Annotated in this window: 24 protein-coding genes and 1 pseudogene; 10 read left to right on the forward strand and 15 right to left on the reverse strand. The window is 60.2% G+C overall.

The window, feature by feature from the left end; all coding sequences use genetic code 11:
* Position 1 precedes the first annotated feature (1 nt).
* From ACZ1HA_RS12430 to ACZ1HA_RS12455, 6 genes and pseudogenes are all read right to left on the reverse strand, one after another.
* The gene (locus ACZ1HA_RS12430; RefSeq protein ID WP_472714086.1) at positions 2-1,369 is read right to left on the reverse strand and encodes an aldehyde dehydrogenase family protein; all 1,368 of its coding nucleotides are present in this window, start codon (positions 1,367-1,369) and stop codon (positions 2-4) included.
* A gap of 1 nt (position 1,370) precedes the next feature.
* Positions 1,371-2,735 carry a glutamine synthetase family protein gene (locus ACZ1HA_RS12435; RefSeq protein ID WP_472714087.1) on the reverse strand — a complete coding sequence of 455 codons (1,365 nt, stop codon included), beginning with the start codon at positions 2,733-2,735 and terminating at the stop codon, positions 1,371-1,373.
* Positions 2,736-2,804: 69 nt separating this feature from the next.
* Positions 2,805-3,842 carry a TRAP transporter substrate-binding protein gene (locus ACZ1HA_RS12440; RefSeq protein WP_472714088.1) on the reverse strand — a complete coding sequence of 346 codons (1,038 nt, stop codon included), beginning with the start codon at positions 3,840-3,842 and terminating at the stop codon, positions 2,805-2,807.
* Positions 3,843-3,901: 59 nt separating this feature from the next.
* Complete coding sequence (locus ACZ1HA_RS12445; RefSeq protein ID WP_472714089.1) at positions 3,902-5,227, reverse strand: TRAP transporter large permease; 1,326 nt, start codon at positions 5,225-5,227, stop codon at positions 3,902-3,904.
* A pseudogene (locus tag ACZ1HA_RS12450) lies at positions 5,227-5,747 on the reverse strand (TRAP transporter small permease subunit). Before ACZ1HA_RS12450 ends, ACZ1HA_RS12445 begins: the two are co-directional and overlap by 1 nt.
* Complete coding sequence (locus ACZ1HA_RS12455) at positions 5,741-6,505, reverse strand: N-formylglutamate amidohydrolase (protein ID WP_472714090.1); 765 nt, start codon at positions 6,503-6,505, stop codon at positions 5,741-5,743. Before ACZ1HA_RS12455 ends, ACZ1HA_RS12450 begins: the two are co-directional and overlap by 7 nt.
* Positions 6,506-6,623: 118 nt before the next feature.
* On the opposite strand from ACZ1HA_RS12455, the gene ACZ1HA_RS12460 reads away from it, so the two are divergent.
* Entirely contained in the window at positions 6,624-7,496 is an 873-nt protein-coding gene (locus ACZ1HA_RS12460; RefSeq protein WP_472714091.1) for a MurR/RpiR family transcriptional regulator, read from the forward strand.
* Between the two features lie 20 nt (positions 7,497-7,516).
* On the opposite strand, the gene ACZ1HA_RS12465 is transcribed toward ACZ1HA_RS12460, so the two are convergent.
* Together ACZ1HA_RS12465 and ACZ1HA_RS12470 are read right to left on the reverse strand one after the other, a co-directional pair.
* Positions 7,517-8,536: a hydroxyacid dehydrogenase gene (locus ACZ1HA_RS12465; RefSeq protein WP_472714092.1), complete on the reverse strand. Its 1,020-nt coding sequence runs from the start codon at positions 8,534-8,536 to the stop codon at positions 7,517-7,519.
* The gene (locus ACZ1HA_RS12470) at positions 8,533-9,696 is read right to left on the reverse strand and encodes an amidohydrolase (protein WP_472714093.1); all 1,164 of its coding nucleotides are present in this window, start codon (positions 9,694-9,696) and stop codon (positions 8,533-8,535) included. The genes ACZ1HA_RS12465 and ACZ1HA_RS12470 overlap by 4 nt, the downstream gene beginning before the upstream one ends.
* A 110-nt stretch (positions 9,697-9,806) precedes the next feature.
* On the opposite strand from ACZ1HA_RS12470, the gene ACZ1HA_RS12475 reads away from it, so the two are divergent.
* Positions 9,807-10,793, forward strand: coding sequence for a sugar phosphate isomerase/epimerase family protein (locus ACZ1HA_RS12475; RefSeq protein WP_472714094.1), 987 nt, complete (start codon positions 9,807-9,809; stop codon positions 10,791-10,793).
* Positions 10,790-11,635: a PfkB family carbohydrate kinase gene (locus ACZ1HA_RS12480; protein ID WP_472714095.1), complete on the forward strand. Its 846-nt coding sequence runs from the start codon at positions 10,790-10,792 to the stop codon at positions 11,633-11,635. Before ACZ1HA_RS12475 ends, ACZ1HA_RS12480 begins: the two co-directional genes overlap by 4 nt.
* Here ACZ1HA_RS12480 and ACZ1HA_RS12485 read toward each other — a convergent pair.
* Positions 11,620-12,462, reverse strand: a complete 843-nt coding sequence (locus tag ACZ1HA_RS12485; RefSeq protein ID WP_472714096.1) for an amidohydrolase family protein — start codon at positions 12,460-12,462, stop codon at positions 11,620-11,622. The two genes, ACZ1HA_RS12480 and ACZ1HA_RS12485, sit on opposite strands and share 16 nt — an antisense overlap.
* Positions 12,459-13,487, reverse strand: a complete 1,029-nt coding sequence (locus ACZ1HA_RS12490) for an aldo/keto reductase (protein ID WP_472714097.1) — start codon at positions 13,485-13,487, stop codon at positions 12,459-12,461. Before ACZ1HA_RS12490 ends, ACZ1HA_RS12485 begins: the two co-directional genes overlap by 4 nt.
* Positions 13,488-13,579: 92 nt before the next feature.
* On the opposite strand from ACZ1HA_RS12490, the gene ACZ1HA_RS12495 reads away from it, so the two are divergent.
* The 7 genes from ACZ1HA_RS12495 to ACZ1HA_RS12525 all read left to right on the forward strand — a co-directional run bounded on the left by ACZ1HA_RS12495 (position 13,580) and on the right by ACZ1HA_RS12525 (position 20,389).
* Positions 13,580-14,380 carry a BtpA/SgcQ family protein gene (locus tag ACZ1HA_RS12495; RefSeq protein ID WP_472714098.1) on the forward strand — a complete coding sequence of 267 codons (801 nt, stop codon included), beginning with the start codon at positions 13,580-13,582 and terminating at the stop codon, positions 14,378-14,380.
* Positions 14,377-15,471, forward strand: a complete 1,095-nt coding sequence (locus tag ACZ1HA_RS12500; protein WP_472714099.1) for a M42 family metallopeptidase — start codon at positions 14,377-14,379, stop codon at positions 15,469-15,471. Before ACZ1HA_RS12495 ends, ACZ1HA_RS12500 begins: the two co-directional genes overlap by 4 nt.
* Positions 15,471-16,964 (forward strand): FGGY-family carbohydrate kinase, encoded by a 1,494-nt coding sequence (locus tag ACZ1HA_RS12505; protein WP_472714100.1) that lies wholly within the window; start codon positions 15,471-15,473, stop codon positions 16,962-16,964. Before ACZ1HA_RS12500 ends, ACZ1HA_RS12505 begins: the two co-directional genes overlap by 1 nt.
* 102 nt (positions 16,965-17,066) lie before the next feature.
* Positions 17,067-17,591, forward strand: coding sequence for a P-loop NTPase family protein (locus ACZ1HA_RS12510; RefSeq protein ID WP_472714101.1), 525 nt, complete (start codon positions 17,067-17,069; stop codon positions 17,589-17,591).
* 254 nt (positions 17,592-17,845) lie between these two features.
* Complete coding sequence (locus ACZ1HA_RS12515) at positions 17,846-18,598, forward strand: methyltransferase family protein (RefSeq protein WP_472714102.1); 753 nt, start codon at positions 17,846-17,848, stop codon at positions 18,596-18,598.
* A gap of 139 nt (positions 18,599-18,737) precedes the next feature.
* Positions 18,738-19,583: a VPLPA-CTERM sorting domain-containing protein gene (locus ACZ1HA_RS12520; RefSeq protein WP_472714103.1), complete on the forward strand. Its 846-nt coding sequence runs from the start codon at positions 18,738-18,740 to the stop codon at positions 19,581-19,583.
* Positions 19,580-20,389, forward strand: a complete 810-nt coding sequence (locus ACZ1HA_RS12525) for an alpha/beta fold hydrolase (protein WP_472714104.1) — start codon at positions 19,580-19,582, stop codon at positions 20,387-20,389. Before ACZ1HA_RS12520 ends, ACZ1HA_RS12525 begins: the two co-directional genes overlap by 4 nt.
* On the opposite strand, the gene ACZ1HA_RS12530 is transcribed toward ACZ1HA_RS12525, so the two are convergent.
* The 5 genes from ACZ1HA_RS12530 to ACZ1HA_RS12550 form a co-directional block, all read right to left on the reverse strand.
* Complete coding sequence (locus ACZ1HA_RS12530) at positions 20,313-21,869, reverse strand: winged helix-turn-helix domain-containing tetratricopeptide repeat protein (protein ID WP_472714105.1); 1,557 nt, start codon at positions 21,867-21,869, stop codon at positions 20,313-20,315. The genes ACZ1HA_RS12525 and ACZ1HA_RS12530 overlap by 77 nt on opposite strands.
* 187 nt (positions 21,870-22,056) lie before the next feature.
* Positions 22,057-22,971 (reverse strand): carbohydrate ABC transporter permease, encoded by a 915-nt coding sequence (locus tag ACZ1HA_RS12535; protein WP_375230230.1) that lies wholly within the window; start codon positions 22,969-22,971, stop codon positions 22,057-22,059.
* The gene (locus ACZ1HA_RS12540; RefSeq protein WP_472714106.1) at positions 22,968-24,074 is read right to left on the reverse strand and encodes a carbohydrate ABC transporter permease; all 1,107 of its coding nucleotides are present in this window, start codon (positions 24,072-24,074) and stop codon (positions 22,968-22,970) included. The genes ACZ1HA_RS12535 and ACZ1HA_RS12540 overlap by 4 nt, the downstream gene beginning before the upstream one ends.
* Positions 24,075-24,331: 257 nt before the next feature.
* Entirely contained in the window at positions 24,332-25,126 is a 795-nt protein-coding gene (locus tag ACZ1HA_RS12545) for an adenylate/guanylate cyclase domain-containing protein (RefSeq protein ID WP_472714107.1), read from the reverse strand.
* Positions 25,119-26,108: a hypothetical protein gene (locus ACZ1HA_RS12550; protein ID WP_472714108.1), complete on the reverse strand. Its 990-nt coding sequence runs from the start codon at positions 26,106-26,108 to the stop codon at positions 25,119-25,121. The genes ACZ1HA_RS12545 and ACZ1HA_RS12550 overlap by 8 nt, the downstream gene beginning before the upstream one ends.
* Positions 26,109-26,113: the final 5 nt, after the last annotated feature.

Genomic DNA, 26,113 nt, shown 5'->3' on the forward strand with positions numbered 1-26,113 from the left:
TCTACGCCTTTTTCAGATGGTAGGATTTGGGACGGGTCAGATTGTGATAACCGATGACAGAAAGGCCCCCGCCCCGGCCCGTGTCTTTGCAGCCGGTCCAGCAGAGGCCGGGGTCCAGGTAATCTGCGCGGTTCATAAAAACAGTGCCCGTTTCGATCCGGTCAGCGATGGCCTCTGCGCGTGCGGCGTCTGCGGTCCAGACGGAAGCGGTCAGACCGAAGGTACTGTCGTTCATCAGGCGGATCGCCTCCGCGTCATCCCGCACCGGCATGATCCCGACAACCGGCCCGAAACTTTCCTCGCGCATCACGCGCATTTCATGGGTCACATCTGTCAGGATCTGTGGGGTCAGGCAGGCACCGCCATCATCCTGCGGGAAAGTTTCAATGTGTGCTTTGGCACCTTGTGCCAGAGCCTCGGCAGTCTGTGCGCGGACCTCATCGGCAAAACGCTTGTGCGCCATCGGACCGAGAGTGGTTTCCGCGTCCAGCGGGTTGCCCAACCGGTAGCCGCGCACGATCTCGACGGCCCGATCGACAAAATCGTCAAAGTGCTGCTCAGCCACATAAATCCGTTCGATCCCGCAACAGCACTGACCGGAATTGAACATCGCGCCGTCAATCAGTGTCTCGGCCGCCGCCCCGATATCCGCGTCATCACAGACATAGCCCGGATCCTTGCCGCCTAGCTCAAGCCCCACACCCGTGAACGTCCCCGCTGCGGCGCGCTCGATGGCCTGCCCGCCGGCGACCGAGCCGGTAAAATTCACAAATCCGAACGACTTTGCTGCAATCAGCGCAGACGTAGTGGCATGATCCAGAAAAACGTTCTGAAACACATCCGCAGGAACACCGGCGGCATGGAAAGCCGCAGCCATCCGCTCGCCCACCAGCGGCGTCTGGCTGGCATGTTTCAGAATGACCGCGTTACCCGCAATCAGGGCCGGAGCCACGGTGTTGATCGCCGTCATATAGGGGTAGTTCCAGGGGGCTACGACCAGTACCACACCATGCGGCACGCGTTTGATCACCCGGCGGAATGCGTCGCTGTCCTCAACCGTGATATCGGCCAGCGCTTCCGCTGCGATACCCGCCATCCAGGACGCGCGTTCGTTGAAACCGCCGAATTCACCGCCATAGCGCACGGGCCGGCCCATCTGCCATGCCAGTTCCGGCACGATCCCGTCGTTCATGGCGCCGACCGCGGCGACGCCGGCCATCACCAGCTCAATGCGCTCGGCCAGCGGGCGTGCGGCCCATTCCGCCTGTGAATTGCGCGCATGTCCTACAGCCGCTGCCGCATCAGCCGCAGACAGGACATCGCGCTCAGCATAAACCGAGCCGTCAACCGGCGAGATACATCTGATCACATCAGGCCCTTTCAAATCCGCGCGCGATTTCCCAGTCGGTCACCACGCGGTCAAACTCTTCCTGCTCCCATTCCGCACAGCGGGTGTAATGGTCGATCACATCGTCGCCCATTGCCTCGCGCAGAAAGGCCGAGCCGCGCAGCGTTTCCGTCGCCGCGCGCAGGGTCTGGGGTATGTCCTGGGCGTCCGCCGCGTCGTACACATCGCCTGAAGTGGGTGGCGCAAGCTGCATTTTCTCCTCAATACCCCTGATCCCGGCCGCCAACATCGCCGCCTGCGCCAGATACGGGTTCAGGTCCGACCCGCCGATACGGCATTCAACGCGGATGCCCTTTGTGCCATCACCGCAAAGCCGGAAACCGGCCGTACGGTTATCAACCGACCAGACGGTTTTGGTGGGCGCAAAGGTCCCTTTGGCAAACCGTTTGTAGCTGTTTATATAGGGGGCCAGAAAGAACGTGTAATCCGGCGCATAGGCGATCAGGCCAGCCATGTAGTGTTTCATCAGCTGCGACATGCCCAGATCGTCGGATTTATCGAAAAACGCGGGCTGACCGTCTTGCCACAGTGACTGATGCACATGGCTGGAGGAGCCGACCTTGTTGTGGTGCCATTTGGGCAGAAAGGTCGCGGCAACACCGTTCTGCCAGGCGATTTCCTTGATGCCGTTTTTTGCAATGGTGTGGTGATCCGCGCAATCCAGCGCGGCCGCATACCGGATGTTCAGCTCTTCCTGACCGGTTTCGGCCTCGCCCTTGGAGTTTTCAACGGGCAGGCCCGCCCCGAAAAGATGGTTGCGGATGGGCCGCATCACACCTTCTTCCTTGGTTGTCTGCAGGATCGCGTAGTCCTCATTATATCCGCTGATCGGAGACAGATTGCGAAAGCCCGATTTCCGGATGTCATCAAACGAATGTTCGAACAGGAAAAATTCCAGTTCGGTGGCCATCATCGCATCAAGCCCAAGCTCTTTCAGCCGGGCCACTTGCGTCTTGAGCATCTGACGCGGGGCATGCGGCACAGGTTTGTGGGTGTGGTGATCCAGGATGTCACAGAGCACCATAGCAGTGCCTTCCAGCCATGGCAGCAACCGCAGCGTGCTCAGGTCCGGGGCCATGATGTAGTCGCCATAGCCCTTTTCCCAGCTGGATGCCGCGTAGCCTTCTGGCGTGGCCATTTCCAGATCGGTGGCCAGCAGATAGTTGCAGCAGTGGGTCTCTTCAAAAGAGCTCTCCACAAAGTTCACCGCATGGAACCGCTTGCCCATGAGCCGGCCCTGCATGTCAGGAAAGCAGGCCAGCACAGTATCAATTGTGCCGTTTCGCACGGCGTTCCGCAGCGCTTCAAAAGTCAGGTTTCCGGGCATATCTGCGGTCCTTTCTGAACGGGAAGCGCCCCCGCAGAACGGGGACGCCTGTTGATCGTTGTCGTGTTATTATTCGAAGTTGTAGGGCACGCCAGCCTGATTGATCACGCTGTTGTACTCTTTGAAGATGTTGACGATCTTCTGGTGCACTTCGCCTTCCTGGGCCACTTCTTCCCAGAATTCCTTGGCGGCGTTCTCCACCTCGGCCCACTCGCCCGCAGGTACCGACCGCAGCGCAAGTTTGTCACCATTGGCGCGCAGAGCAGCCTCACCACCCCAGTACCACTGGTTGCGGTAGGTGTGGCCCGCCTCGGTCGCGGCCATCACCACCGACTTCAGGTGATCGGGCAGTTCAGCCCAGCGCTCTTCGTTCACAAACCAGGAGCCGATCCAGGCACCGGAGATGTTGTTCGTGAGGAAGTAGTCGGTCACATCAGCCCAGCCCACGGTGTAGTCCTCGGTAATGCCCGACCACGCCATGCCATCCAGCTCACCCGTCTGCACCGCAACCTCGGCATCCTCGTAAGGAATGTTCACCGGCACGACGCCAAATTTGGACAGGAACCGGCCCGCCGTCGGGAAGGTATAGAGCTTGAGACCATCCAGATCCGCGACGCTGGTGATTTCCTTTTTGGTGTTGAAATTACAGGGGTCCTGACCCGCTGCAGACAGCCATTTCACACCGACCTTCGCGTATTCCTCTTCCCAGATCTCCTTCAGCCCGTACTGATTGAAGAGCACCGGCACGTCGAGAATGTGCTTGGTGGCAAAGGGGAAATAGCCGCCGAACTGCCGCAGCGGTGTGGGCGACGCCATGGAGTCGTCATCAGAGTGAACCCCGTCGATTGTCCCGCGCTGCAGCGCCTGGAAAAGCTCGCCGGTCGGCACGATCTGGTCCGCATAGAAGAGTTCGACCTGAAGCTCGCCATTGGCATTCGCGTTGATGTAGTCGATCACAGGTTTTGTCACATGCTCGCCAAGCGCTGCACCAGCATAGGTCTGAAAACGCCACTTGATCGCTGTCTGAGCCTGAACGATTGCAGGGCTGGCCAGCGCTGCTGCGCCACCAAGTCCGGCGGTGGTAATAAACTTACGTCTTGTTGTCATTTTGATATCCTCTCTGTGAATTGCTCGTCTCAGATGCCCCCTGACGGGGTCTTTTTTGTTCAGTTTCCATAGACATACCCCGGCAGCCAGAGTGCGATTTCGGGGAAGACCATGATCGTCGCCAGCGCCACCACCATCACCAGCACAAAGGGCAGGATGGAGGCATAAATATCGCGCAGCGTGATCTCGGGCGGCGCCATGGCGCGCATCAGGAACAGGTTATACCCGAAGGGCGGCGTCATATAGGCGATCTGCGTGGTGATCGTGTAAAGCACACCGTACCAGATCAGATCGAACCCGAGCGCGCCGACCAGCGGCACATAGAGCGGCGCCACAATCACCAGCATCGCGGTATCATCAAGGAAGGTTCCCATCAGAATGAAGCTGAGCTGCATCAGGATCAGGATCATCCAGGGGCTGAGGCCCAGCCGTTCTGTGAAGAGGCTTTCGATGGCTTTCACCGCGCCCAGCCCGTCAAAGACTGCGCCAAAGGCAAGTGCTGCGAGGATGATCCACATGAACATGCAAGAGATACCAAGCGTTTTGCGCACAGACGTCTCGAAAACTTCACGCGTCATGCGCCCCTTGAACACCGCCGCAACAAAGGCCGCGATGGCGCCGATGGCTGAACTTTCCACGAGAGATGTCCAGCCATTTACGAACGGCACCATCATCGCAAAGAAGATAAAAAGCGGCAGGAAACCAGCGCCCAGCAGCCGCAGTTTTTCGGCTCTCGGGATGTCCCGCTCTTCGGCTGGCAGCACAGGACCCAGCGACGGGTTCAACCGGCAGCGGATCACGATGTAGATGATGAACATGGCGGCCATCATCAGCCCCGGCACAACGCCTGCGAGCCACAGCTGGCCCACAGGCTGGCGCGCGATCATAGCGTAAAGAACCAGAACGACCGAAGGTGGGACCAGTATTCCCAGCGACGAGCCCGCCTGGATCACACCGGTAACCATCAGCTTGTCATACCCGCGGCGCAGCAGTTCCGGCAGTGCAATCGTGGCACCAATCGCCATACCCGCTACCGACAGGCCGTTCATCGCTGAGACCAGCACCATCAGACCGATCGTGCCCACCGCCAGCCCGCCCGACAACCCACCCATCCAGACATGGAACATCCGGTAGAGGTCGTCGGCGATTTTGGATTCCGACAGGATGTAGCCCATGAAAATGAACATCGGCAGCGTCAGCAGCGGATACCATTTCATCAGTTTGATTGCGGCAGCAAAGCCCAGATCGTATCCGCCGCGATCCCCCCAGAGCAGGAAGGCCGCAATAACAGCCACAAAGCCGATGGCGCCAAAGACCCGCTGCCCTGTCAGCAGCATCAGCATCATTGACGAGAACATCAGAAGGGCAATCGCTTCATACGACATCAGAGCTTCTCTCCCATGTCGTGGCCTTTGATGCGCAGAATGTCCTTCAGCAGCTCGGAAATGGCCTGCAGCAGCATCAGAAAAATCCCGAAAACCATGATGGATTTGATGGGCCAGAGGTAAGGCCGCCAGACCGAAGGGCTGCGTTCCCCCCGTAGCTCAGAGAGTACATAAGACTTTCCCAGCCGCCCCAGAGCAGGAAGACCAGATAAACGATCAAGAACAGAACGGTGATCGCATCGGTCTGAGCTTTGCGGCGGTCGGACCATTCGCCATAGAGCAGATCCATGCGCACATTTGATCCCATCTGGATCGCATAGGGCCCGCCAACCATATAGTACGCGACCATGGCAAACTGCGCCATTTCCAGCGTCCAGAGCGACGGGACAAAGAACGTCTTGGATACCGACGACCACAGCAGAATGCCCATCATCACAAAGATGCCGTACATCATGATCCGGCCGATCCGGTAGTTCACCGCATCAATCACGCGGATATAGCCCTGCGCATATCTCAGCATGCCGCGGCCCTCGCTGATCCGATCGCCCGGGTGAGCCAGTCTGACAGGATGCCTGCCATCTTTGCCTGCGCTGCCGCATCCGCGATCAGGTCGTTCCGCACTTCGAGCATGACGTTCAGAATACCGCGTGGCAGCGCATGTTCGCGCAATGTGTGTGTGACCCCATCCGCTGCGCCATAGGGCTCATTGCGCCGGACGACATGCGGCACAGAAGTTTCCGCCTGCTCAATCAGTGCATCGGCGAGCCTGGTGTCCCTGTCATGCAGTACGCCGATTTCCACATCCCTGCGCCGCCCATGGTATATGGGTGTAAAGCTGTGCACGGTAATCAGAACCGGATCGGGGCGACCGGCCAGGGCGTCTGCGACGGCGGCCCGGAAGGGGTGATAGTATCGCTTTGTCCGCTCCGCTTTGCGGGCGTCGGACAATCCGCGGTTGCCGGGGATATCCACGATTTCGCTTTTTGCCGGCATAGCATCCAGCGCTTCGGGAGGCCGGTTGCAATCATAGACCAGACGCGAAACCCGGGCTGCCACCAGCACTGCATCCATCTTTGCCGCCATATGCTCAGCGACGGAAGCCGCACCTGGATCCCAGGCTGCATGGCTTTTGCGGTGTTCATCTGCGAGCCCCAGACCGTTGAATTCATGCGGAATTTCTGAACTTGCGTGCTCGCACACCAGAACAACGGCAGAAGCTGCCTGTGCATTCAGCACATCTGCATTTGCATTGGCCTGCGCATATTCAAGCTGATTCATCAGAGCTCCCACACAGGAAAGGTCTTGCCATGGCGACGTTCTGTCAACACAATTGTGAAAAATTTATCACACCCTGATCCGTGCTGATATTTATTTGCCCAATTGCGAGGCGCTGCTGATGGCCGACGAGAACCGGACGATTTCGGACCGCATTCAGGAAAAGCTGGATGAGCTGACACGGGCGGAGCGGCAGCTCGCTCTGTCGATCCTCGAAAACTACCCGGCGTCCGGTCTGGGACCGCTCGCCGCACTGGCAAAGGGCGCCAACGTATCCGTGCCCACGGTGGCCAGAATGGTGCAGAAACTGGGCTACAAGGGGTATCCCGATTTTCAGGCGGACCTGCGGGATGAACTGGGTGCCATTGCCAAGGGACCGATTGCCAAGCACGAAACCTGGGCTGGCGCGGCCCCCTCTGAACACATTCTCAACCGTTTCACAGACGCCGTGATCGACAATATCCGCAACACGCTGTCACATATTGATCCGGCGGCGTTTGATGAGGCCTGCGCGCTGGTCGCTGACCGCGAGAGACACCTTTATATTGCTGGGGGCCGGATCACGCATACGCTGGCCGAATACCTTTTTATGCACCTGCAGGTGATCCGCCCGAACCTGACACATGTGCAGTCGACCTCGAACACCTGGCCGCACTATCTGCTGGATGCCTCCGAAGGCGATGTTTTCGTTATTTTCGATGTGCGCCGCTATGAGAACAACACTCTCAGGCTGGCCGAGATGGCACGGGCACGCGGGGCGCGCATCGTGCTTTTTACCGATCAGTGGCGCTCGCCGGTTCACAGACTCGCTGACATCAGTCTGACAAGCCGGATCATTGTGCCATCCGCATGGGATTCGGCGGCCACAACGATGCTGCTGGTCGAAAGCATGATTTCCGCAGTGCAGACGCTGGATTGGGACAACACCCGCGACCGGATGCAGGAGCTTGAGGAAATTTTTGACCGCACCAAACTCTTCCGGAAGTTCACCTGACCGCCGGGGCTCGATCCCGCTCAGTTGTGATCGACCGGCTTTGACTGCATCCGCGCCGCTGTCTCACGCTCCGCCCTTTTGCAGCGCAAGGGTGGCAGCCCCTGGTCCATCAGCGCCATATCCTCCAGAACCATCTCACCCATACCCCTGAAGGCAATGTCCAGTGCACCTGCCCGGTGCGCGGACCGGATGAACCCTGGCAACTGCCGGATCGGGTGGTCTGGCGGCATCGGCTCCTGGGGAAAAACGTCGCTGGCAGCCGTGATGTGACCCGACCGGACCGCCTCTGCCAGCGCATCGAAATCAACGACACCGGCGCGCGACAGCAAAATGAACGAAGCGCCCCTCTTCATCTGCGCAAAGGTCGATGCGTTCAGGAAATGGCGGTTCTCTGAGGTCTGTGCGGCAACGACGAACAGGAAGTCAGATCCTGCGACCACATCCTCAAGCGAGGCCGGTACGACGCCATCCTGTTCCAGCAGGGAGCCCGGCAGCCAGGGGTCATAGACGCTGATCCGACAACCGAAGCCCGCCAGGACGCGGCGCAGCGCCCGGCCTAGGTCGCCGTAACCGATAAGACCAACCTGCGCGCCGGACAGCAGACGTGACTGCGCGTTTCCATCGCCGCCCCATTTTTCGCGGCCCTGCTGAAAATCCTGGTCGGCCTGCGAAATTCCCCGGGCGAGGTCGAGCGCCAGGCCCAGACCAAGTTCAGCCACAGGAACCGCAAAAACAGCACCCGTGGTCAGAACGTGGATGCCGCGTTCGAACAGGCGGGCATAGGGCATGTTGTCCAGAAGGTTGGATTCAACATTCAGCACCGCACGCAACTGCGTCAGACGTTCGAGCGTTTCCACGGACAAAGGTGGCTGCCCCAGAATGTACCGCGCGCGGGCCAGAACCTCATCCGGCAGGCAGGCCAGCGCGTCATCCGTTGTTTCCAGCACGTCGTAAGTTGCATGAAGCTGGTCCAGCTTTTCCGGCGCAAAGATCAGCTCGAGCGTACGGGGATACGGGGCAGAGAGGATAAGCGGTTTCATACGGCCCCCCTTTCAGTATTTCTCTGATGCACCGGCAGCCTGTCGCGCACAAGCTGCGCCCAGAATGCCGCGCCGACGGGCAACAATGCGTCGTTGAAGTCATAATCCGAGGCGTGCAGCGGATGGGCGTGCGCACCCGTTTCTCCGTTGCCCAGCAGCAGAAAGCACCCGGGCACCGCGGCGCTGAAATGGGCGAAGTCCTCTGAAAAGCTCATGGCGGCACAATCCGCATCCACGTCCAGCCCCTGGCGGCGTGCCGCCTGTGCTACCGCCGCGACCGGTTCATCTGCGTTCACCGTTTCAATGAATTCCGTTCTGAACGTAACGCTGGCGGATGCGCCATGTGCTGCCGCAATCCCTTCGGCAATCTGCGCCATGAGGCGGGCGGTCTGTTCGCGATCTTCCCGGGTTCTCGCACGCACATCTCCCTTCAGCGTTGCCCGCCCGGGCAGCACGTTTCGCTGGCCATCGGTCAGAAACTCCGTCACCGAGACGACGACACCGGCACCCGGTGCCAGTTTGCGCGAGACAATAGTCTGCAGCGCCTGAACAATTTCCGCGCCGATGGTGATGGCGTCACGCCCGGTTTGCGGCATGGATGCATGCCCGCCCTGCCCGGTCACTTCGATCTCAAACAGGCTTTCGCTTGCGCATATCTGCCCCGGACGTGTCAGCACCTTGCCGACCGGAATGCCCGGCAGGTTGTGAATTGCGTAGACCTCGTCCACCGGGAAACGTTCCAGGACACCCTCGTCGATCATAGCGAGCGCGCCGAGGCCATGTTCCTCATTCGGCTGAAAGATCAGTACGACGGTTCCGTCAAATCCGGCGTCCTGTGCCAGTTGTACAGCAGCCCCAAGCAGCATCGTCATGTGACCATCATGCCCGCAGGCGTGCATCACGCCCTCATGTTGCGAGACGTACCCGTGGTCGCTTGTTTCCGCGATCGGCAACGCATCCATATCCGCCCGCAGTGCGACGGCTCGGTTTCCGTTACCGCGTCGCAGGACACCGACAACACCAGCACCTTCGTGCACTTCCACTCCGAGGTCGCGCAGGATACCAGCCACGCGCGCTTTTGTGCGGTCTTCGCGGAACCCGGTTTCCGGGAACCTGTGAAAATCCCGCCGCAGCGCCGTGAGTTCATCTGTTGTTTTCATCGCTCCCCCGATCTGGCAGGGTTTCCGCCCCCTTGCGCAACCAGAACACACCTGGCGACCATAACGCAATTCATTGCGCGAGGCCCTGCGGTCCTGCTACGCTCAGGCATATGAATACTGCCACCACTCCCCGTTTCGCCGCTCGTCTGAACGCATTCAGGATCGGCGCTGACCGCTACTGGCCACAAAAGAACAAGATCACAACAGCCGACCTTCTGGCCGGGGCTGCAACCGCCGGTCTGAACGCCGCTGATCTCAATTACCCGGATCATTTTGTCGATGACACACCGGCTGACCTCACTGCGGCGCTTGAGGAAAACGGTATGGAACTCAATGGCATGGCCATGCGCTATTACACTGATCCGGGGTACAAACTGGGCGCTTTCACACACCCCGACGCGGCCATCCGCCGGGCTGCCATCGACGAGACAAAGCGCGGCCTGGATGTGCTGGCAGAAATGGGCGGGCGTCTGATGACCCTGTGGATGGGGCAGGACGGGTTCGATTACTCATTCCAGATGGACTACGCCCGTGCCTGGGATCACACACTGGCCGCCATGGCCGAGGTGGCCGACCATAATCCAGGCCTCGATATCGCGCTGGAATATAAACCCAATGAGCCGCGCGCCTTTGCCCTGATGCCCGATGCCGCGACGACTTTGCTGGCACTGCGTGACATCAACCGGCCGAACACCGGTGTGACTCTCGACTTTGCTCATGTGCTCTACGCCGACGAAATGCCCGCATTTGCAGCGGCTCTGGTGGCACGTCATTCGCGCATCCTGGGCGTTCATCTGAACGACGGCTACGGCAAGTGGGACAACGGGCTGATGGTGGGCGCCGTGCACCCGGTTCAGACGGTTGAGCTGCTGGTCGAACTGGAGCGCGCCGGATACGACGGTACGATCTATTTTGATACCTTCCCCGATCACTCCGGCCTCGATCCTGTCGAAGAGGCCCGCACCAACATTGGCGTTGTGACCAAACTGCGCAGCATTGCACAGGGTCTGGTACACAATGAAGCGCTGGAACAGGCGGTCGCATCCCAGGATGCGCCGACAGCCATGCGGATCGTTCAGGACGCCCTGCTCAGATGAGCCTGCTGGTTGTCGGGTCTCTGCATCTTGATGTGGTTGTGCGGGCGCCCCGTCTGCCCCGGCTTGACGAAACGCTGCCGGGGCAATCTGTTCAGTATATCTTTGGCGGCAAAGGCGGCAACCAGGCGGTCGCGGCCAGCCGGATGGGCGCCGGGGTGCATTTCGCTGGATGCGCGGGCACAGACCGTTTCGGGGACATGTTGCGCGACACGTTGCGGGATGGCCGTCTCAACCTCGACCAGCTGCAGACAGACCCGGGTGCCAGCGGCATGAGCACCGCCATCATCGACGATCAGGGAGACTATGGTGCCGTGATTGTCACCGGTGCCAATGCACATACCGACCCTGAGCGTATCCATATTCCCGAAGGCGTGTCGCTTGTCTTGCTGCAGAATGAACTGCCGGAAACGGTTAACCTCGCCGTCGCGCGCAAGGCCAGAAAGGCTGGCGCGCAGGTCTGGCTGAACGCAGCCCCCGCACGCGCGCTGAGCGGCGAATTGACCAGACACACCGACCTGCTGATCGTGAACAGGGTGGAGGCTGAGTTTTACACGGGACTGGCGGACGGCCCTGCACGCCTCGTGACGCTCGGGTCCGAAGGCGTCATCTTTGAAGACAAACGCTATCCTGCTTTCCCGGTCAGCGTCATCTCGACCCATGGCGCGGGCGATATGTTTGCCGGTGCGCTGGCAGCCCGGGTCGCCGGTGGATCGGATATTCCGGCCGCGCTGCCTTTTGCGCAGGCCGCAGCCGCACTGCATGTGTCGTCGGATCAGGCCGGGCGTGACACAATTGACCCCGCGCGGGTCACCGAATTTCTCAACGCTCAGTCCAGCCGGTAAAACCGCGTTGCGGTCCGACCGAAAATCCACTCCTGTTCTGACCGGCTCAGATGTGCCGTCAGCTTTTGTGCGATACTCATCCAGTCGCCGTATTCTGCCTGCAGCCGGCACACCGGCCAGTCAGATCCCCACATCACCCGGTCCGGACCAAATGCCCGGATCACATGATCCGCAAATGGTCTGAGGTCGTCCAGCGTCCAGCCGGAAGCCGCCTCGGTGACAAGCCCTGACAGTTTGCAATAGCCCTGTGTCTCTCCCGCAAGCCGCGCAATGCCTTCAGCCCAGCCGGAAAAAGCGTCCCTGCCCGCCTGCTGATCCCGGATCTGCGGCTTCATGCAGTGATCATACACCACCCGCAGCGAAGGATAGCGCCGGATCAGCGTCAGAAAGTTGTTCTGGTGCGCCGGGAACCCAAGCGCATCAAATGTCAGGTCCAGATCACACAGAGCCTCAAAAGCCCATTCGATGTCGAGGCGCAGCATCCAGTCCGGGTCCGGAATGTCCTGGATCATCGGACGCACCCCGAGGAACTTCGGATGCTGTGCCAGCCGCTCCAGGTGCGCCCTGTCTGCAGGTTTCTCGAAATCGATCCACCCCACAACACCCCGGATGAAAGGTGTCGCATCGGCAAGGCCCAGCATATACTCCGTCTCGGCCACGGTGGCGGCGGCCTGCACCAGCACGGTTCCGGCAATGTCATGCTGGCGCAGAACCGGTGCGAGGTCGGCGGGAAAATACGGCTTGTTCAGAACCGCATTGTCGCGCGGCATCCAGTCATAGTCACCGCGGGCAGGCTGCCAGAAATGCTGGTGCGCATCGATCTTCATACCGGTGCCCGCTCGTCCATCAGGCCTTTCTCCTTGAGCGCCTGCCAGAGCGCGCCGGGTATCTCTGCCCGTGCCGCCTCAAGATTACCCGCCATTTCTGACACGCCCTGCCCCCCCGGAATAACCGCCACATGCGCGGGATGCATCAGCGGGAAATGAAAGGCCGCATCGACCAGACGCACGCCATGGTCCCGGCAGACAGCTTCAATTGCATCCACCCGGTCCATGATCTCCTGCGGCGCGGGATCATAATTGTAATACGCACCGGGTTTCGCCCCGGTCGCCAGAATGCCCGAGTTGTAGGGCCCGCCCGTGACAATTCCGATCCCGCGCGCCTCGCAGAGTGGCAGAAAACTGTCGAGAGCTGTCTGTTCCAGGAGCGTGTAGCGCCCGGCCAGCAGAAAGAGGTCAAAGTCGCCACGTTCCGCAAGGGTCTGGCAGACCTCCCACTCGTTGATGCCGCCACCGATCGCCCGGATGACCCCCTGATCCCTCAGTGAAACCATCGCATCATACCCACGCCCGCCAAAGAATTCCCCGATCCGCATGTCCGAGATTTCCTTGGAGCCGTGACTGAAGACGCAGAGATCATGCACGTAGAGGATATCAATCCGGTCCACCCCAAGACGCGAAAACGAATGCTCAAAGGAGCGCATGATACCGTCATATGTGTAGTCGTAGTGCTCACGCCGCTGCGGGACGTCGAACCATTTCCCCTCGCCGGTGCGGTGTTCCGCTTCGCACGGCTGGATCAGCCGCCCGACCTTGGTCGACAGCACATATTCATCCCGTGGCTTTCCCCGCAGGAACGGGTTGAGCCGGGTTTCAGACAACCCCAGACCATAAAGCGGCGCCGTATCAAAATACCGCACGCCGCCGTCCCAGGCCGCGTCAAGCGTCGCGCGTGCGTCCTCGTCCGTGATCGCCCGGTAGAGATTGCCCAGCGGTGCCGTCCCGAACCCAAGCTCTGTAAATGTCAGCCCGCCGTTGCCCAGCCTGTCCCAGTGACGTGTCTTCAGTCCCATTGCCGCCTCCCTTTGCGTTGGGCGCAGTTTAACGCAGTAAAGCTTTACGTGAACAGGGCGCCGGTCATAAGATTGTGTGAGGGAGGAACGTTATGACGGCAAAATTCAGCCAGGTCTTCGGCGTCGCACGTCCGGTGATCGGGATGGTGCATCTGGGTGCACTGCCGGGTTCTCCGCTTCATAATCCGGACGCCGATCTTGTCGCCGCAGCGCGTGCTGATCTGACAGCGCTGCAGGACGCCGGGTTTGACGCGGTAATGTTCGGCAATGAAAATGACCGCCCCTATGAGTTCGCGGTCGATACTGCCTCCACCGCAACGATGGCCGCCATCATCGGGGCGTTGCGCCGCGAAATCACCGTGCCATTCGGCGTCAATGTGCTGTGGGACCCGATGTCGTCCGTAGCGCTTGGCGCCGCAACCGGTGCTGCCTTTGTCCGCGAGATTTTCACCGGCACATATGCCTCTGACATGGGCCCTTGGACACCGGATGCCGGAAAAGCCATGCGCTACCGCGACCGGCTGGGCCGGTCCGACATGGCGATGCTCTACAATGTGAGCGCTGAATTTGCGCATTCGCTTGACGCCCGTGCCTTGCCGGATCGCGCACGCAGCGCAGTGTTTTCCTCAATCCCGGATGCGGTACTTGTCTCCGGGCAGATCACCGGCGAGGCTGCAGCACTGTCCGATCTCGAAGCGGTCAAAGCCGTTCTGCCTGACACGCCGGTGATGGCAAACACCGGGGTAAAACACGAAACAATCGCTGACGTTCTGTCCATCGCAGATGGCTGTATCGTCGGCTCGTCGCTCAAGGTGGATGGTGACACCTGGAACCCGGTCGATCCGGACCGCGCGAACGCGTTCATGGCGCTGGCCCGGAAGGCACGCGCATGAAGGAGCGCCTTTGCCGCGATCTGATGGACCTGATGCTGTTGCCGGGTCTGTCGGGTCATGAGGACCGCGTCAGGCGGGCAGTGACAGCCAGGCTGGACGCCGAGGGCATCGCGACCCGCAGTGACCGGCTGGGTAATCTTGAGGCTTATTTTCCCGGAACAGGACCGCGCGTGATGATCTTTGCGCATTTGGATCAGCTGGGGTTTGTCGTCCGGCGCATCGGCGACGACGGCCTGCTGTGGCTGGAGCGTCTGGGCGGGGTGCCGGAACGTGCGCTGCCGGCGCAGGATGTGCTGATATGTGTTGGCGAGGGACGGGATGTGCCGGGTGTGATCGGGCACAAAAGTCATCACGCAACACCGCCTGCGGAGAAGTATCGCGTCCTTCCCTATGCGGAGCTCTACGTGGACACCGGGCTGACCTCTGCAGCAGAGGTTGAAGCGGCCGGCATACGGATCGGCACGCCGGTGGTCTACCGCCCCGCTGCGGCCCGGATGGGCGATGACCGGGTCTGTGGCACATCGGTGGATGACCGTGCAGGATGTGCTGTTCTGATCGAACTGGCCCGGAGCCTTTCCCGCCGCACGGACGGCCCGCCCGTGCATCTGGTGTTCTCGGTTCAGGAAGAATTCAACCTGCGGGGTGTGCTGCCCATGGCCCGCAGGATCGCCCCGGACATCGCCATCCAGCTCGATCTGATGCTGACCAGCGATACGCCCGACATGGCGGATCGCGGTGACATGAAGCTGGGCGGCGGCGCAGGCATGAGCCTCTATTCCTTTCACGGGCGCGGCACGCTGAACGGCGTGATACCGCATCCCGCGCTGGTGCGGTTGATGGAAGAGACGGCACATCAGCACGGGATGCCCCTGCAGCGCAGTGCCCAGACCGGAATCCTGACTGATCTGTCCTATGTCCAGCTCGAAGGCGAAGGCGTGGCCTGCATCGACATGGGCTATCCGATGCGCGCGTCGCATTCCGCGCGCGAAATCTGTGACCTGAGCGATCTGGTGGCCCTTACAGAAATGCTGGACCGCGCGATTGCCCGTATCGGACCCGATTTTTCACTTAACAGGGATGACTGCACCTGATGCCGCTGACGCTCGGAATTGACATCGGCACCTACGAAACCAAGGGCGTTCTTGTGGACGAAACAGGCCACATTATTGCCAGCGCTGCGCGCGGGCATAAAATGCTGGTGCCGCAGCCAGGCTGGGCGGAACACCGGCCTGAAGAGGACTGGTGGGGCGATTTTGTGTATGTCTGCCGGAGAGTTCTGCATAAGAGTGGCGCAGACCCAGACGAGATTGCCGCCGTTGCCTGCAGTGCAATAGGCCCCTGCATGCTTCCCGTGGACGCAGAGGGCAATCCCCTGATGAACGGCGTTCTTTACGGTGTCGACGGGCGCGCAGAGGCTGAGGTGCGTGAACTGACGGACCGCATTGGCGAAACAACCATCATCGAACGCTGCGGTAATGCGCTGACCTCGCAGTCAGTCGGGCCAAAAATCCTGTGGCTGCAGCGCCACCGGCCGGAGATCTTTGAGAAAACCGCCCATATTCTGACATCGACAAGTTTTCTGGTGCAGCGGCTGACGGGCGAGGTTGTGATTGACCACTACACGGCGGCCAATTTCTCGCCACTTTATGATGTGGCCACTCAGGCCTGGGTGGATGATCTCGCGTCAGATATTATCGGTCTCGACAAACTGCCGCGCCTGCTGTGGTCCGGTGATATTGCGGGCCGGATCACTGCTCAGGCGGCAGCCGCCACCGGGCTCGCAGAGGGCACGCCGGTGACCGCAGGCACAATCGATGCCGCCGCAGAAGCGTTTTCGGTAGGTGTCGACCGGCCCGGCGATATGATGGTCATGTATGGCTCCACGATCTTCATCATCCTGCGTGCAGCCACCCGCGTCGCCGACCCGCGTATCTGGTATGCGCCCTGGCTCTTTGAAGGCGAACACGCCTCAATGGCGGGGCTGGCCACGTCCGGCACACTGACCCACTGGTTCCGGGACCAACTCGCGCGCGATCTGGACCCTGCAGAAGCTTTTCCCATCCTTGCAGCCGAGGCAGCCACGTCTCCGCCCGGTGCAAACGGTCTGCTGATGCTTCCGTACTATTCAGGCGAGCGCACGCCGATCCACGACGTGAATGCCAAGGGTGCCTTCTTTGGGCTGAACCTGACCCACACACGCGGCGACATGTACCGCGCGCTGATCGAAGGTATCGCCTATGGCACGCGGCACGTCACCGAAACCTTTGCCGAACTCGGCCAGCAGCCCGCGCGTCTGCTGGCCGTCGGCGGCGGGACGAAAAATGCGCTCTGGCTGCAGGCCACGTCGGACATCACGGGCATTGACCAGATCGTCTGCGAGAAAACGACCGGTGCCAGCTATGGCGACGCATTCCTGGCCGCGCTGGCGGTCGGGCTGGTAAAGCGCGAAGACATTGCCACATGGAACCCGGTAGCCACGTCCGTCTCCGCACAGAGCGACCCGCAATACGACAGATCGTACGCATTGTTCCGGCGCCTTTACGAACAGACCCGGGACATCGCGGCGGAACTCAGCGCCCCCTGAAACCTGATCCGGCCGGTTTGTGCCGGTGCACCCGCTTACCGTTGGTCGCTGCGCCCAATGACAGTAGAGTGCCTGCACCACTTTTCTGAAAGCGGATGCCGGTTGAGAAAAATCATCGTCACAGGGGCCAACGGCGCCGGGAAAAGCCATTTTGCCGCAAGGCTGGCGCGTGCGCGGCCGGACATTCCTGTGATCTGTTTCGATGCGATCAAACTGACGACCAACTGGCAGCAAAGACCCAGGTCGGAAACGGACGACAGGCTTGCTGAAATCATCGCCGGACCCGCCTGGATTCTTGAGGGAGGGCCGTCCCTTTTACATCAGGCGGCCACAGCCGCGGACGCTCTGGTGTGGCTGGACCCACCGGAACTGATCAGGGCGTGGCGGCTCCTGATCCGCCCGTGGAAATACCGCGGAAAGACACGACCGGAACTGCCGCCCGGCAACACGGACTGGCCGTTGCAGCAATACAGGTTCGCCCTGCGCAGCCTCAGAAGGGCACCGGCATTCCGCGCCAGAATCTCAGAGGTTTTCGACCAGGCTGGCGAGACACGGACATGGAAATGCCGGAATGAGCGGGACCGCGTCCGGGTCGCAGAAGCCTGGTCAGCTTTCCGTACAGAGTAAGTCTCTGGACCACACGCCGGTCGTCCGCCTTTCAGGTTCCTGAGAGCCGCTGGTTCTGCACGTCTTCAGACAATCTTCAGATGAGCTTCAAGCAGGCAATCGGAATTCACTCCAGAAAGCCCGCATCAGGCCGTTCACGCGATCCGGCCACAATGCAGTTTTCAGAAAACGGAGATACAAATGACCAATCCATTCCGGCAAGCGACACCTGTGGGGCCCGTACACGGCGCGACTCAACCTTCGCGAGCACCACAATGAAACGCGCCATCATATTTGCTTACGGCATTGCCGCATACGTTCTTTTCCTCGTTGTGTTTTCCTATATGGCCGGTTTCCTCCTGAGCTTTCTGGTGCCCAAGGGGATCAATTCGGAAAGCCTGAGTGATACTGGCCCCGAAAATGCGCTTTGCATCAACATCGGGCTGATTGCGCTGTTCGGCTTCTTTCACAGCCTGCTTGCTCGCGACAGGGTCAAGGCGGTTCTGCTCAGAGTTCTGCCGCAGGCTGCCGAGCGCAGTACGTATGTGGTACAGTCAAGCCTGTGTCTGGCGCTGGCCATGTGGCAGTGGCAGGCCCTGCCCGGCACGCTCTGGCAGGTGGAGGGCGCAGCCGCTCTTTTCGCCTATGTTCTGTTCGGTATCGGCGCGGGCCTGGTGCTCTGGTCCACGTTCCTGATTGATCATTTCGAGTTGTTCGGTCTGCGCCAGGTCTGGACCCACCTGCGTCGCGCCGACATGCCAGAGTCCGAATTCCGCACCCCAGCGCTTTACCGCATCGTCAGGCATCCGATGCAGCTGGGTGTGATTATTCTGGTCTTTGCAACACCGCATATGACCTTTGGCCATCTGCTCTTTGCGGGTTCCATGACAGCCTACATTTTTGTGGGTCTCTACTTTGAGGAACGCGCGCTGGTGCGCACTTTTGGCGAACGCTACCGCGCCTATCAGCGCACCGTTCCGATGCTGTTTCCTATCCCGGGCCAGCGCCTGAAGCCTGCCAGCCCGTGATCGGCAACTGCCCGCCCATTTTCTGCAGCGGGCGGGCAGCAGAACAGCGCTCAACAATACCTTTTCATCCCAAAACCCGGGCTGCGGCCCGCTCATCCGGGCGCCTGAACACGACGCCCCGCAGCAAAGAAAGATTATTATGTTCAGATACATCATTTTCGCAGGTGTTATGACCTGCCTGCCGCTGGCCGGTATAGCCGGCACAGTCAACGCCTGGGCAACAGCCGCTCACACAGTAGACGGCGTCTTCGAGGGAGAACGCAACCAGACAAGCTTCGACAGCTCCGACGCAACGGCCGCAAATGTCGGTGCACAATTTGCCTCCGCCTTTGGGCAGACCTCGGCCAACACAAAGGTGGACTATGCCGAACAGTCTTTTGACCTGTCTGCGCAGGCGTCGAATTTTGGCAACGGACAGAAGGAAGCTTACTGGTCACGCTCCTACTTCTCAATGTACCGCGAATTCACCGTGCAGGGTGATGGAATACTGCAGGTCGCGCTGTACCTGTCCGGCCTTTTCGATGCCTTGACGGATCGCGATGACAATCTGTCCCTAGCCGGTGTACATACGGCTTTCACGTTGATCCTGCCTGATACGGTGATCACTGAAGCCATCTCCAATCTTGGTCCCGGTTCCCAGCTTTTCGGTGCTGACGGCGTAAGGTTTTCCGAGAGTGTTGAACGGTCCTTTGATGTCCGGGACGGTGATCTGATCCGCCTTCAGTTTTCGGGTACGGCCAGTGCCGGCGATTTCCCAGGCTTCACCATCCCACGGGAGCCGCAACAGAGCTTCTTTGCTGCCGAAGCTGAACTGGCAGGTCAACTGACGATCGCCGGCGAAGGTATCAGCCTGATCGATGAAACAACTGACATCTCGCCGGTTCCGCTGCCGGCTGGCATGGTGCTGCTGAGCACAGCGATTGGTCTGATGGCGGGCATCCGGCGCCGGGCAGCCGCCGGACGGAACGGGGAGGCGCACCTGTGAAGCAGGCACCTCTGCCCGCCGTGCTGGCGATTCACGGCTCAGCCGGGTCCGGACGGCAGTGGAATGGCCTGAGGGACCGGCTGCCGGAACGCAGGATCATGGCTCCCTGCGTTCCCTCTGCCGACGCGCCGGAGCGGCTCGCGTTTTTCACCGACATTGTGCGGCGGCAGTCCGCACCGGTCGATCTGGTAGCACATTCATTCGGGGCCGCGATCGCCGTGAAACTTGCAAATGCCCTGCCAAACGAGGTCAACAGCCTGACAATCTACGATCCGGTGGTTCCTGTGACAGACGCCCGTTCGCACGGATGGCTGCCGGAAGAACTCTGGCAGCTGTGGCAAACGCACAGGCACAGCACACCCGACAGGCTGATGCAGGCATTTGTGAACTATTGGGGCACCCCGCACCTTTGGGATCAGCTGTCCCCGAATGCACGCCGCGCACAGATGGCTCTGGCAGAAGAAGTCAGGCGGGATTTCCGGCAGATGACGGCTGGGGACTGGATCGCGCCTGCGGCAACATTCGGGGGGCCGATGCATCTGATCCTGGGGAGCGCATCACCCGGTGTTATCCGGAAAATGAGCGATGACCTTCTGCGCAGGCATCCGCACGCTCAGATTCTGCACGCGCCGGGTCTGGGTCACATGGCCCCGACAACGCATCCGGACCGCATTAATGAGATGTTCGCCCGGTGCGTCACCCTGCCGGGCCCTGCCCTGTCCGACAATCTTAGAGACCCAGACGGCTCAGCGTGCCCGACAGGCGGGCCTTCAGAACCGGATCGCCCTGCATCGCGTAGTGCCTGAGAAAATCTGCCCGGCCGAAGGATGCATTCTTTGCCCGCACGGTTTCGATACAGCGGCGCGCCCTGTCCTGCGCACCGCTTTCGTCAAAGATCAGCGCGGCGATGGTATAGACGTAGAGATGCGGATTGGGCGCGTTCACCGCACGTTCGGCAAAGTGGATCGCAGACGTCCGGTCGCCCGAGATAAACGCAGCAAAGGCCCGGGTGCCGTACATCGACTGAAGATGCGGATCAATCGGGCTCAGCTGAACGGCAATCGTCGCGTTTTCTTCGGCCCCGGCTCCGTTGCACAAGGCGTTCTGAAGTGTGGCCCGGTTAAAGTACCCGAATGCATAATTCGGGTTGATCCCGATAGCATTGTTCACCCAGTTCAGGGCGTCTTCGGGATCGCCCAGAAGCCATTTTACCCGCCCGTACATCAGGTTGCAGAAAGGATCGAGCGGATCCAGTGTCATGGCCTGCTCGGCATGGCTCAGCGCGAGTGCCCGGTGGTCATTTCCGTCGGATCCAAAGTGTTGGAAAGCATTCTGGAATTCCGTGTAGGACAGCCCGCTGGACGCTCTGGCAAACGACGGATCCAGCGTCAGGGCCCTCTGAAAATGGCCCGCCGCGATGTCATTGTCGCGCTTGTTGTAGCGGTACATATGGCGCACTGCGAGATGGTAGTGATCCCAGGCATCCAGGTTGTCAGACGGCACATGCGCCAGCATTGAAGCCGCATGCTGCGGAAGGCGCAGTTCCATCATGGTCGCAAGATCACGGGCAATCTCTTCGCGCATCGCGAAAACAGTGTCGATGGTTCCGGTCAGCCGGTTGCTCCAGATCACCTCGCCTGACCGCGTGTCAGACACGTCAACGGAGATGGCGATTGTGCGGCCAAGATGCTCCACAATGCCAGAGACGACGAACCGTGCGCCCAGCGTTTCACCCATGCCGGCGAGATCCGCGTTGGCCGGTGCGAACTGAAAACTGGATGCGCGCGCGATGACTTTCAGCCAGCGCAACCGGGACAGTGTGGCAATCAGCTCGGCCGGAATTGCTTCGGCAATGGCCTCGTATTCGCTGCTGCCAGCCAGCAGCCGGAAAGGCCGGATAGCAATCGTAGGTCGCCCGGCGTCGCCCTGCGGCTGCGTGGCAACAGCATGATCACCGCTTGTTGGTAGAGCCACACCGGTTTCACGCGTTTCAGCAACAAATCGAAACCCGTGCCCCCGTACGGTTCTGATCGCCTTCTGCAGATCGCCGTCATCCTTCAGCGCGCGTCTGATCTGGCGTATCGCCGTGGACAGCGAGGCATCCGTCACGAAAACGCCGGGCCAGACCTTTTCGAAAATTTCCTCTTTCGATACCGCCCGGTGACGTTCTCCGACCAACAGTTTCAGCAGCGCAAAACTCTTTGGCTCCAGCGGGACAGGCCCGTCAGGTCCGCGTAGTTCCACACGCTCCGTATCGAGGCGGAAACCGTCAAACTCAAAAATCATGGCGCAAGAGTAATAGGCTGAGAAAAGCTGTCAAAGCCAAACAGCCGCATGTGTCTGTTATCCCAGCGTTTGCCGGTGCCGCCCTGCAAAGGGCGGCCCTGCGCGCGCCGTTGTCCCCACAACGTAGGCGCTTGTTCTGAACTGATCGTCTGTGCATCGCAGCCTGGCCACATCGTGGACCGGTTTGTTACTTCACCGCGCCGGCTGCCATGCCTTTGATGATGTATTTCTCAAGGAAGATAGCGACGATCACCAGAGGCAGAATAGCCGCCGAGGAGAGGGCTGCCATGGACCACCAGTTAATCCCCTGTGAGCCTGTTTGCGACGCGACCATCACCGGCAGGGTCGTCGCGTTCGTCGCTGTCAGAAGTGCCGCAAAAAAGTATTCGTTCCAGCACAGAACAAGGCTGAGGATGAAGGCTGCGACCATGCCTGGCAGCGCAATGGGCAGCACGATCTGCATGAACGCGCCCCAGATGCCCAGACCGTCCACCAGGGCTGCCTCTTCAAGTTCGACCGGGATGCCCTGAAACTGATCCCGCATGATCCAGATGACGATGGGCAGCACCATCAGCGTGTAGAGCAGGATCAGACCCACGCGGCTGTCGAGCAGGTTGAGCGATTTGTAGAGCACCAGAAACGGCAGGGCGAGCACTACAGGCGGCAGGATCATCTGGCTGAGAAAGAAGAAAGAGATATCAGAATTGCGCATGAACCCGAAACGGTAGCTGAACCGTGACAACCCGTATGCTGCAAGAGAGCCCATCACCACGGCAAGAGTGGATGCGGAGATCGAAACGATGGCGCTGTTCCAGAAGCGTTTGAGGAACTCTTCGCGCACGGTGGAAACCTCGCCGATGAGGCGCGGTGAGAGCCCGATGCTCTCCCAGCCTTTCCAGCGCGGGGTGAAATCCACCCAGGGGATAAGGTTGCCGCGCATCACATCCGGCGCCAGTTTGAAGGAGGTCGTGATGGTCCAGAAGATCGGAAAGAGGCAGACAACGGCCCACGTCAGCAGGGCCGCATAGATCGCGACACGGCTCGCCCACCACTTTGTTTTTACGCGCTTATCTGCATCATGATCTTTGAAAACAGCGGTCATGCGGGGCGCTCCATCCAGCGGCTGACCAGTTTGAGCAGCAGCGTGACAAATATGATGATCAGCACGAGATAGACGATGGCCAGAAGTGTTCCGTAGCCAACATTGGACCGATCCCGGTATTCACGGAAAATGAAGCTGGTCACACTGTCGGTAGCACCGCCCGGTCCGCCGGAGGTCACGTTGATGATGATGTCCGCAAGCTTCAGCTTGAAGATGATGCGGATCACGATGGCCGTCACCGAGACCGGCAGCATGAGCGGGAAAATCACCTCCCGGAAGCTTTGCCAGCCGGTGGCACCGTCGACCTTTGAGGCCTCAATCACTTCACGCGGCAGGGCCTGCAGCCCCGCAAGCAGCATGATCATCATAAAGGGAATGAAGGTCCAGGCGTCCATCGCCATGATCATGAAACGCGCGATCTCGGGGGTGCCAAAGAAACTGGGCTCGATCCCCATTTCACGCAGGAGGCGGCTGATCGGGCCGAAACGGATCTCCAGCATGGACTTGCCGATCATCCAGGACACGGCCACGGGACTGAGCATGAGAGGCAGCAGAAACACCACACGGAAGAACTTGCGCGCCCTGATCTGGGCATTCAGCAACAGGGCCAGGCCGAAGGCGACGACATATTCCACACTGACCGCCAGCACGTAATACACCATATTTTTCAGGGCGTTCCAGTAAAACCCATCCCCCCACATCTGGCGCATGTTGTCCCAGCCATTGGGTTGCGGGCCATCGGGGGAGGCGAGGTTCCAGTCGGTGAAGGAGATATAGAGTGCAAAGAGCAGCGGGAAAACCACGAGGCTGATCACGAAGAGGGCTGCGGGAAGGACAAAAAGTGTGCGCTTGCCCTTCTCTCCGTTGACGATCACCTGAGCCGCACAGAGCGCTGTGGCCCAGAGCATGTAAGCGTAAAGCACCGGCCGCCAGGTTTCGAAACCTGTGGCGATGCGCCCTGTTTCAAAGGCCATCTGCCAGACCGCTAGCACCACCACCAGCAGCGCGGAGCCCCAGACGATGGTCTTGCCGAAACGCCTGCGCGCCTCGGAAATGTTGTCGGCCGTCACTGTGTGGAGAAGGTCGCCTTCAGTCATACTCATACTGAGATGTTAACGCCCGCCGCGGCACCTGTTAAGCATGAATGTGCCCGCCCGCACGGGGAGTGGTAAACCGGGCGCACGGTGCGGTTCGGGGGCCGGACCGGCCTCGTGCCAAAACTCCATATTTTACGGGCAAAACCGACGTCGGTTTTACGTCGGTATAACGTCGGTATTTTGTCGGTGCCCTGATCGGTAAGGGACCCCGTTAATCCAGCGCACGGCCCCCTTTGTTAACCATTGCCGGCGCGGGCCAGCGGTCAGCTCAGCAACACGGCCTGCGATGTCCCCTCGATCCCTTTGAGATCCACCTCGACGATATCGCCCTGCGGCATGTCGATCCCGGCGGCGGCATAGGTGTCCGGGCTGATCAGCGCCTGCCCCGCGGTTGCTGAGGCGGACAGCCGGGCCACGAAATTGACGCTCTGTCCGAAGATGCTCACACCCTGCATGTTGCCACCTGCGGCCGAGACCGTGCAGATATAGACCGGACCGGTGTGCACACCGATGCCGATGGCAAGCGGCTCGTCGGTGCCATCAATGGTCAGCGATTTTTTCAGGATTCCCTTCGCGGCAGCGATGCCCATTTCCGCATGGTTCGCCCCGGTGAACCCGGGCGGGAACACAGCAACCACAGAGTCGCCCTGGAACTCCAGAATGAAACCTTCGTTCTCTGCGAGAACCCCGCTTGTGACCTCGCGCATCCGGTTGACTGTATCGGCAAACTGTTTGGGCGATATACGCCCCGACAGATCCACCGACCCGCGGATGTCCAGGATCAGCACGGTCATATCGACCTCTGCCCCACCCGGGAAAGCTTGAAGGAAGCCATCGCATTTGTTGCAGTAATGCGGGTTGCGGTCCGATGGTACGAGCCCGCCCAGACGAACCAGAAACCCGCCGAGCCCGGCGAACGGCGCATAGCACAGCTTGCAACGCGGATCGTTGGGCCATTTCAGAAAGCGTTTCTGTTTTTTCACCAGCAGCGGGTGGCCCTCGCCGAAGATCTGTTTCCAAAGCTCCTCATTGCCGGTCTGCATGTCGGTATCACTCATTGCCGATCTCATCCTTCAGGTTGGAGGTCTTGCGCTGATCCGCCCAGTATTCCATGGGCGCCTCTTTCATGAACATCGTCCGTTCCGGGTCTTCCGCCCCGGGCAGCGACATGTCCGGCACCGGCATGATTGCAGGGCTGGTGGAAACCTGCGGCCCGAAGACAAACGTATACCCGGCCCGCGCTTTGTACGGCTGACCGATCCCGCGATAGAGCACCTCGAACTTCTGTTTGTACCGGAAGGGCCGCAGTGTCGGCAGCGACACCCGGCGTTTTTTGCCCGCAGCACGCAGCCGGATGGACGGCACGCTGACCGTGATGCCCGCCCGCAGCAGCGAGGGGTGCACCCAGTCCGGCGCATGTTTCAGCGACATGATATGATCGTAGTCGGGCCCGAAGGCAGGTGCGTCGTATTTATTGCTGGCCATATGCGCGGTCTGCAGGTGCGTCATATGGGCCTCCTCCCCCTCGCCCCAGATCAGGTAGTTGGCATATTGCGGCAGGAGCTCCTGGTGATTGAACGGGCGGAAGAGAACCACCCTTCTGACGCTCACTTCAAAGGGTTCAGGCATCACGGGTTTCATGATGTCCGCCGACCACGGGAAGAAATGCATGCTCTCCTCTTCGCCGGGCTTGAGCTGGTCGAGCGGGAAGAGACCGGGAAAAAAGTTTGCCGCGAAATCCTGGCGGGTGCCGCCGCCCAGATCCGGTACCATCAGCGGGTCATTCACGTCATTGCACAGGACCAGCGGCATCTCGGGCCAGGTCTTGCGCATGCGCAGGTACTCTTTTCTGGCCGGTTCCGGCAACTCAAGCTCAAGGATCATCTGATACTTGTGCTCTTCGTGATGATACTGGGTCATGTGCACGCCATAGATCGTCTCGGATCCGACCAGTATCAGCGCATGCTGATGCGGCATGTTGGTCACATATTTCGGCAGGTTCATATTGCCGCCGGAGGCTTTGTAGTCTGTGTGATCCAAGGTCT

The organism is Roseobacter sp. S87, from assembly GCF_055693285.1.

What these genes read in the sequence shown, in the direction of transcription:
- ACZ1HA_RS12540 (WP_472714106.1), bottom strand. Translation starts at nt 24,074, where the DNA reads ATGAGTATGACTGAAGGCGACCTTCTCCACACAGTGACGGCCGACAAC.
- ACZ1HA_RS12435 (WP_472714087.1), bottom strand. Translation starts at nt 2,735, where the DNA reads ATGCCCGGAAACCTGACTTTTGAAGCGCTGCGGAACGCCGTGCGAAAC.
- ACZ1HA_RS12470 (WP_472714093.1), bottom strand. Translation starts at nt 9,696, where the DNA reads ATGAAAACAACAGATGAACTCACGGCGCTGCGGCGGGATTTTCACAGG.
- ACZ1HA_RS12465 (WP_472714092.1), bottom strand. Translation starts at nt 8,536, where the DNA reads ATGAAACCGCTTATCCTCTCTGCCCCGTATCCCCGTACGCTCGAGCTG.
- ACZ1HA_RS12475 (WP_472714094.1), top strand. Translation starts at nt 9,807, where the DNA reads ATGAATACTGCCACCACTCCCCGTTTCGCCGCTCGTCTGAACGCATTC.
- ACZ1HA_RS12460 (WP_472714091.1), top strand. Translation starts at nt 6,624, where the DNA reads ATGGCCGACGAGAACCGGACGATTTCGGACCGCATTCAGGAAAAGCTG.
- ACZ1HA_RS12480 (WP_472714095.1), top strand. Translation starts at nt 10,790, where the DNA reads ATGAGCCTGCTGGTTGTCGGGTCTCTGCATCTTGATGTGGTTGTGCGG.
- ACZ1HA_RS12505 (WP_472714100.1), top strand. Translation starts at nt 15,471, where the DNA reads ATGCCGCTGACGCTCGGAATTGACATCGGCACCTACGAAACCAAGGGC.
- ACZ1HA_RS12440 (WP_472714088.1), bottom strand. Translation starts at nt 3,842, where the DNA reads ATGACAACAAGACGTAAGTTTATTACCACCGCCGGACTTGGTGGCGCA.
- ACZ1HA_RS12455 (WP_472714090.1), bottom strand. Translation starts at nt 6,505, where the DNA reads ATGAATCAGCTTGAATATGCGCAGGCCAATGCAAATGCAGATGTGCTG.
- ACZ1HA_RS12530 (WP_472714105.1), bottom strand. Translation starts at nt 21,869, where the DNA reads ATGATTTTTGAGTTTGACGGTTTCCGCCTCGATACGGAGCGTGTGGAA.
- ACZ1HA_RS12515 (WP_472714102.1), top strand. Translation starts at nt 17,846, where the DNA reads ATGAAACGCGCCATCATATTTGCTTACGGCATTGCCGCATACGTTCTT.
- ACZ1HA_RS12495 (WP_472714098.1), top strand. Translation starts at nt 13,580, where the DNA reads ATGACGGCAAAATTCAGCCAGGTCTTCGGCGTCGCACGTCCGGTGATC.
- ACZ1HA_RS12535 (WP_375230230.1), bottom strand. Translation starts at nt 22,971, where the DNA reads ATGACCGCTGTTTTCAAAGATCATGATGCAGATAAGCGCGTAAAAACA.
- ACZ1HA_RS12545 (WP_472714107.1), bottom strand. Translation starts at nt 25,126, where the DNA reads ATGAGTGATACCGACATGCAGACCGGCAATGAGGAGCTTTGGAAACAG.
- ACZ1HA_RS12490 (WP_472714097.1), bottom strand. Translation starts at nt 13,487, where the DNA reads ATGGGACTGAAGACACGTCACTGGGACAGGCTGGGCAACGGCGGGCTG.
- ACZ1HA_RS12485 (WP_472714096.1), bottom strand. Translation starts at nt 12,462, where the DNA reads ATGAAGATCGATGCGCACCAGCATTTCTGGCAGCCTGCCCGCGGTGAC.
- ACZ1HA_RS12520 (WP_472714103.1), top strand. Translation starts at nt 18,738, where the DNA reads ATGTTCAGATACATCATTTTCGCAGGTGTTATGACCTGCCTGCCGCTG.
- ACZ1HA_RS12500 (WP_472714099.1), top strand. Translation starts at nt 14,377, where the DNA reads ATGAAGGAGCGCCTTTGCCGCGATCTGATGGACCTGATGCTGTTGCCG.
- ACZ1HA_RS12445 (WP_472714089.1), bottom strand. Translation starts at nt 5,227, where the DNA reads ATGTCGTATGAAGCGATTGCCCTTCTGATGTTCTCGTCAATGATGCTG.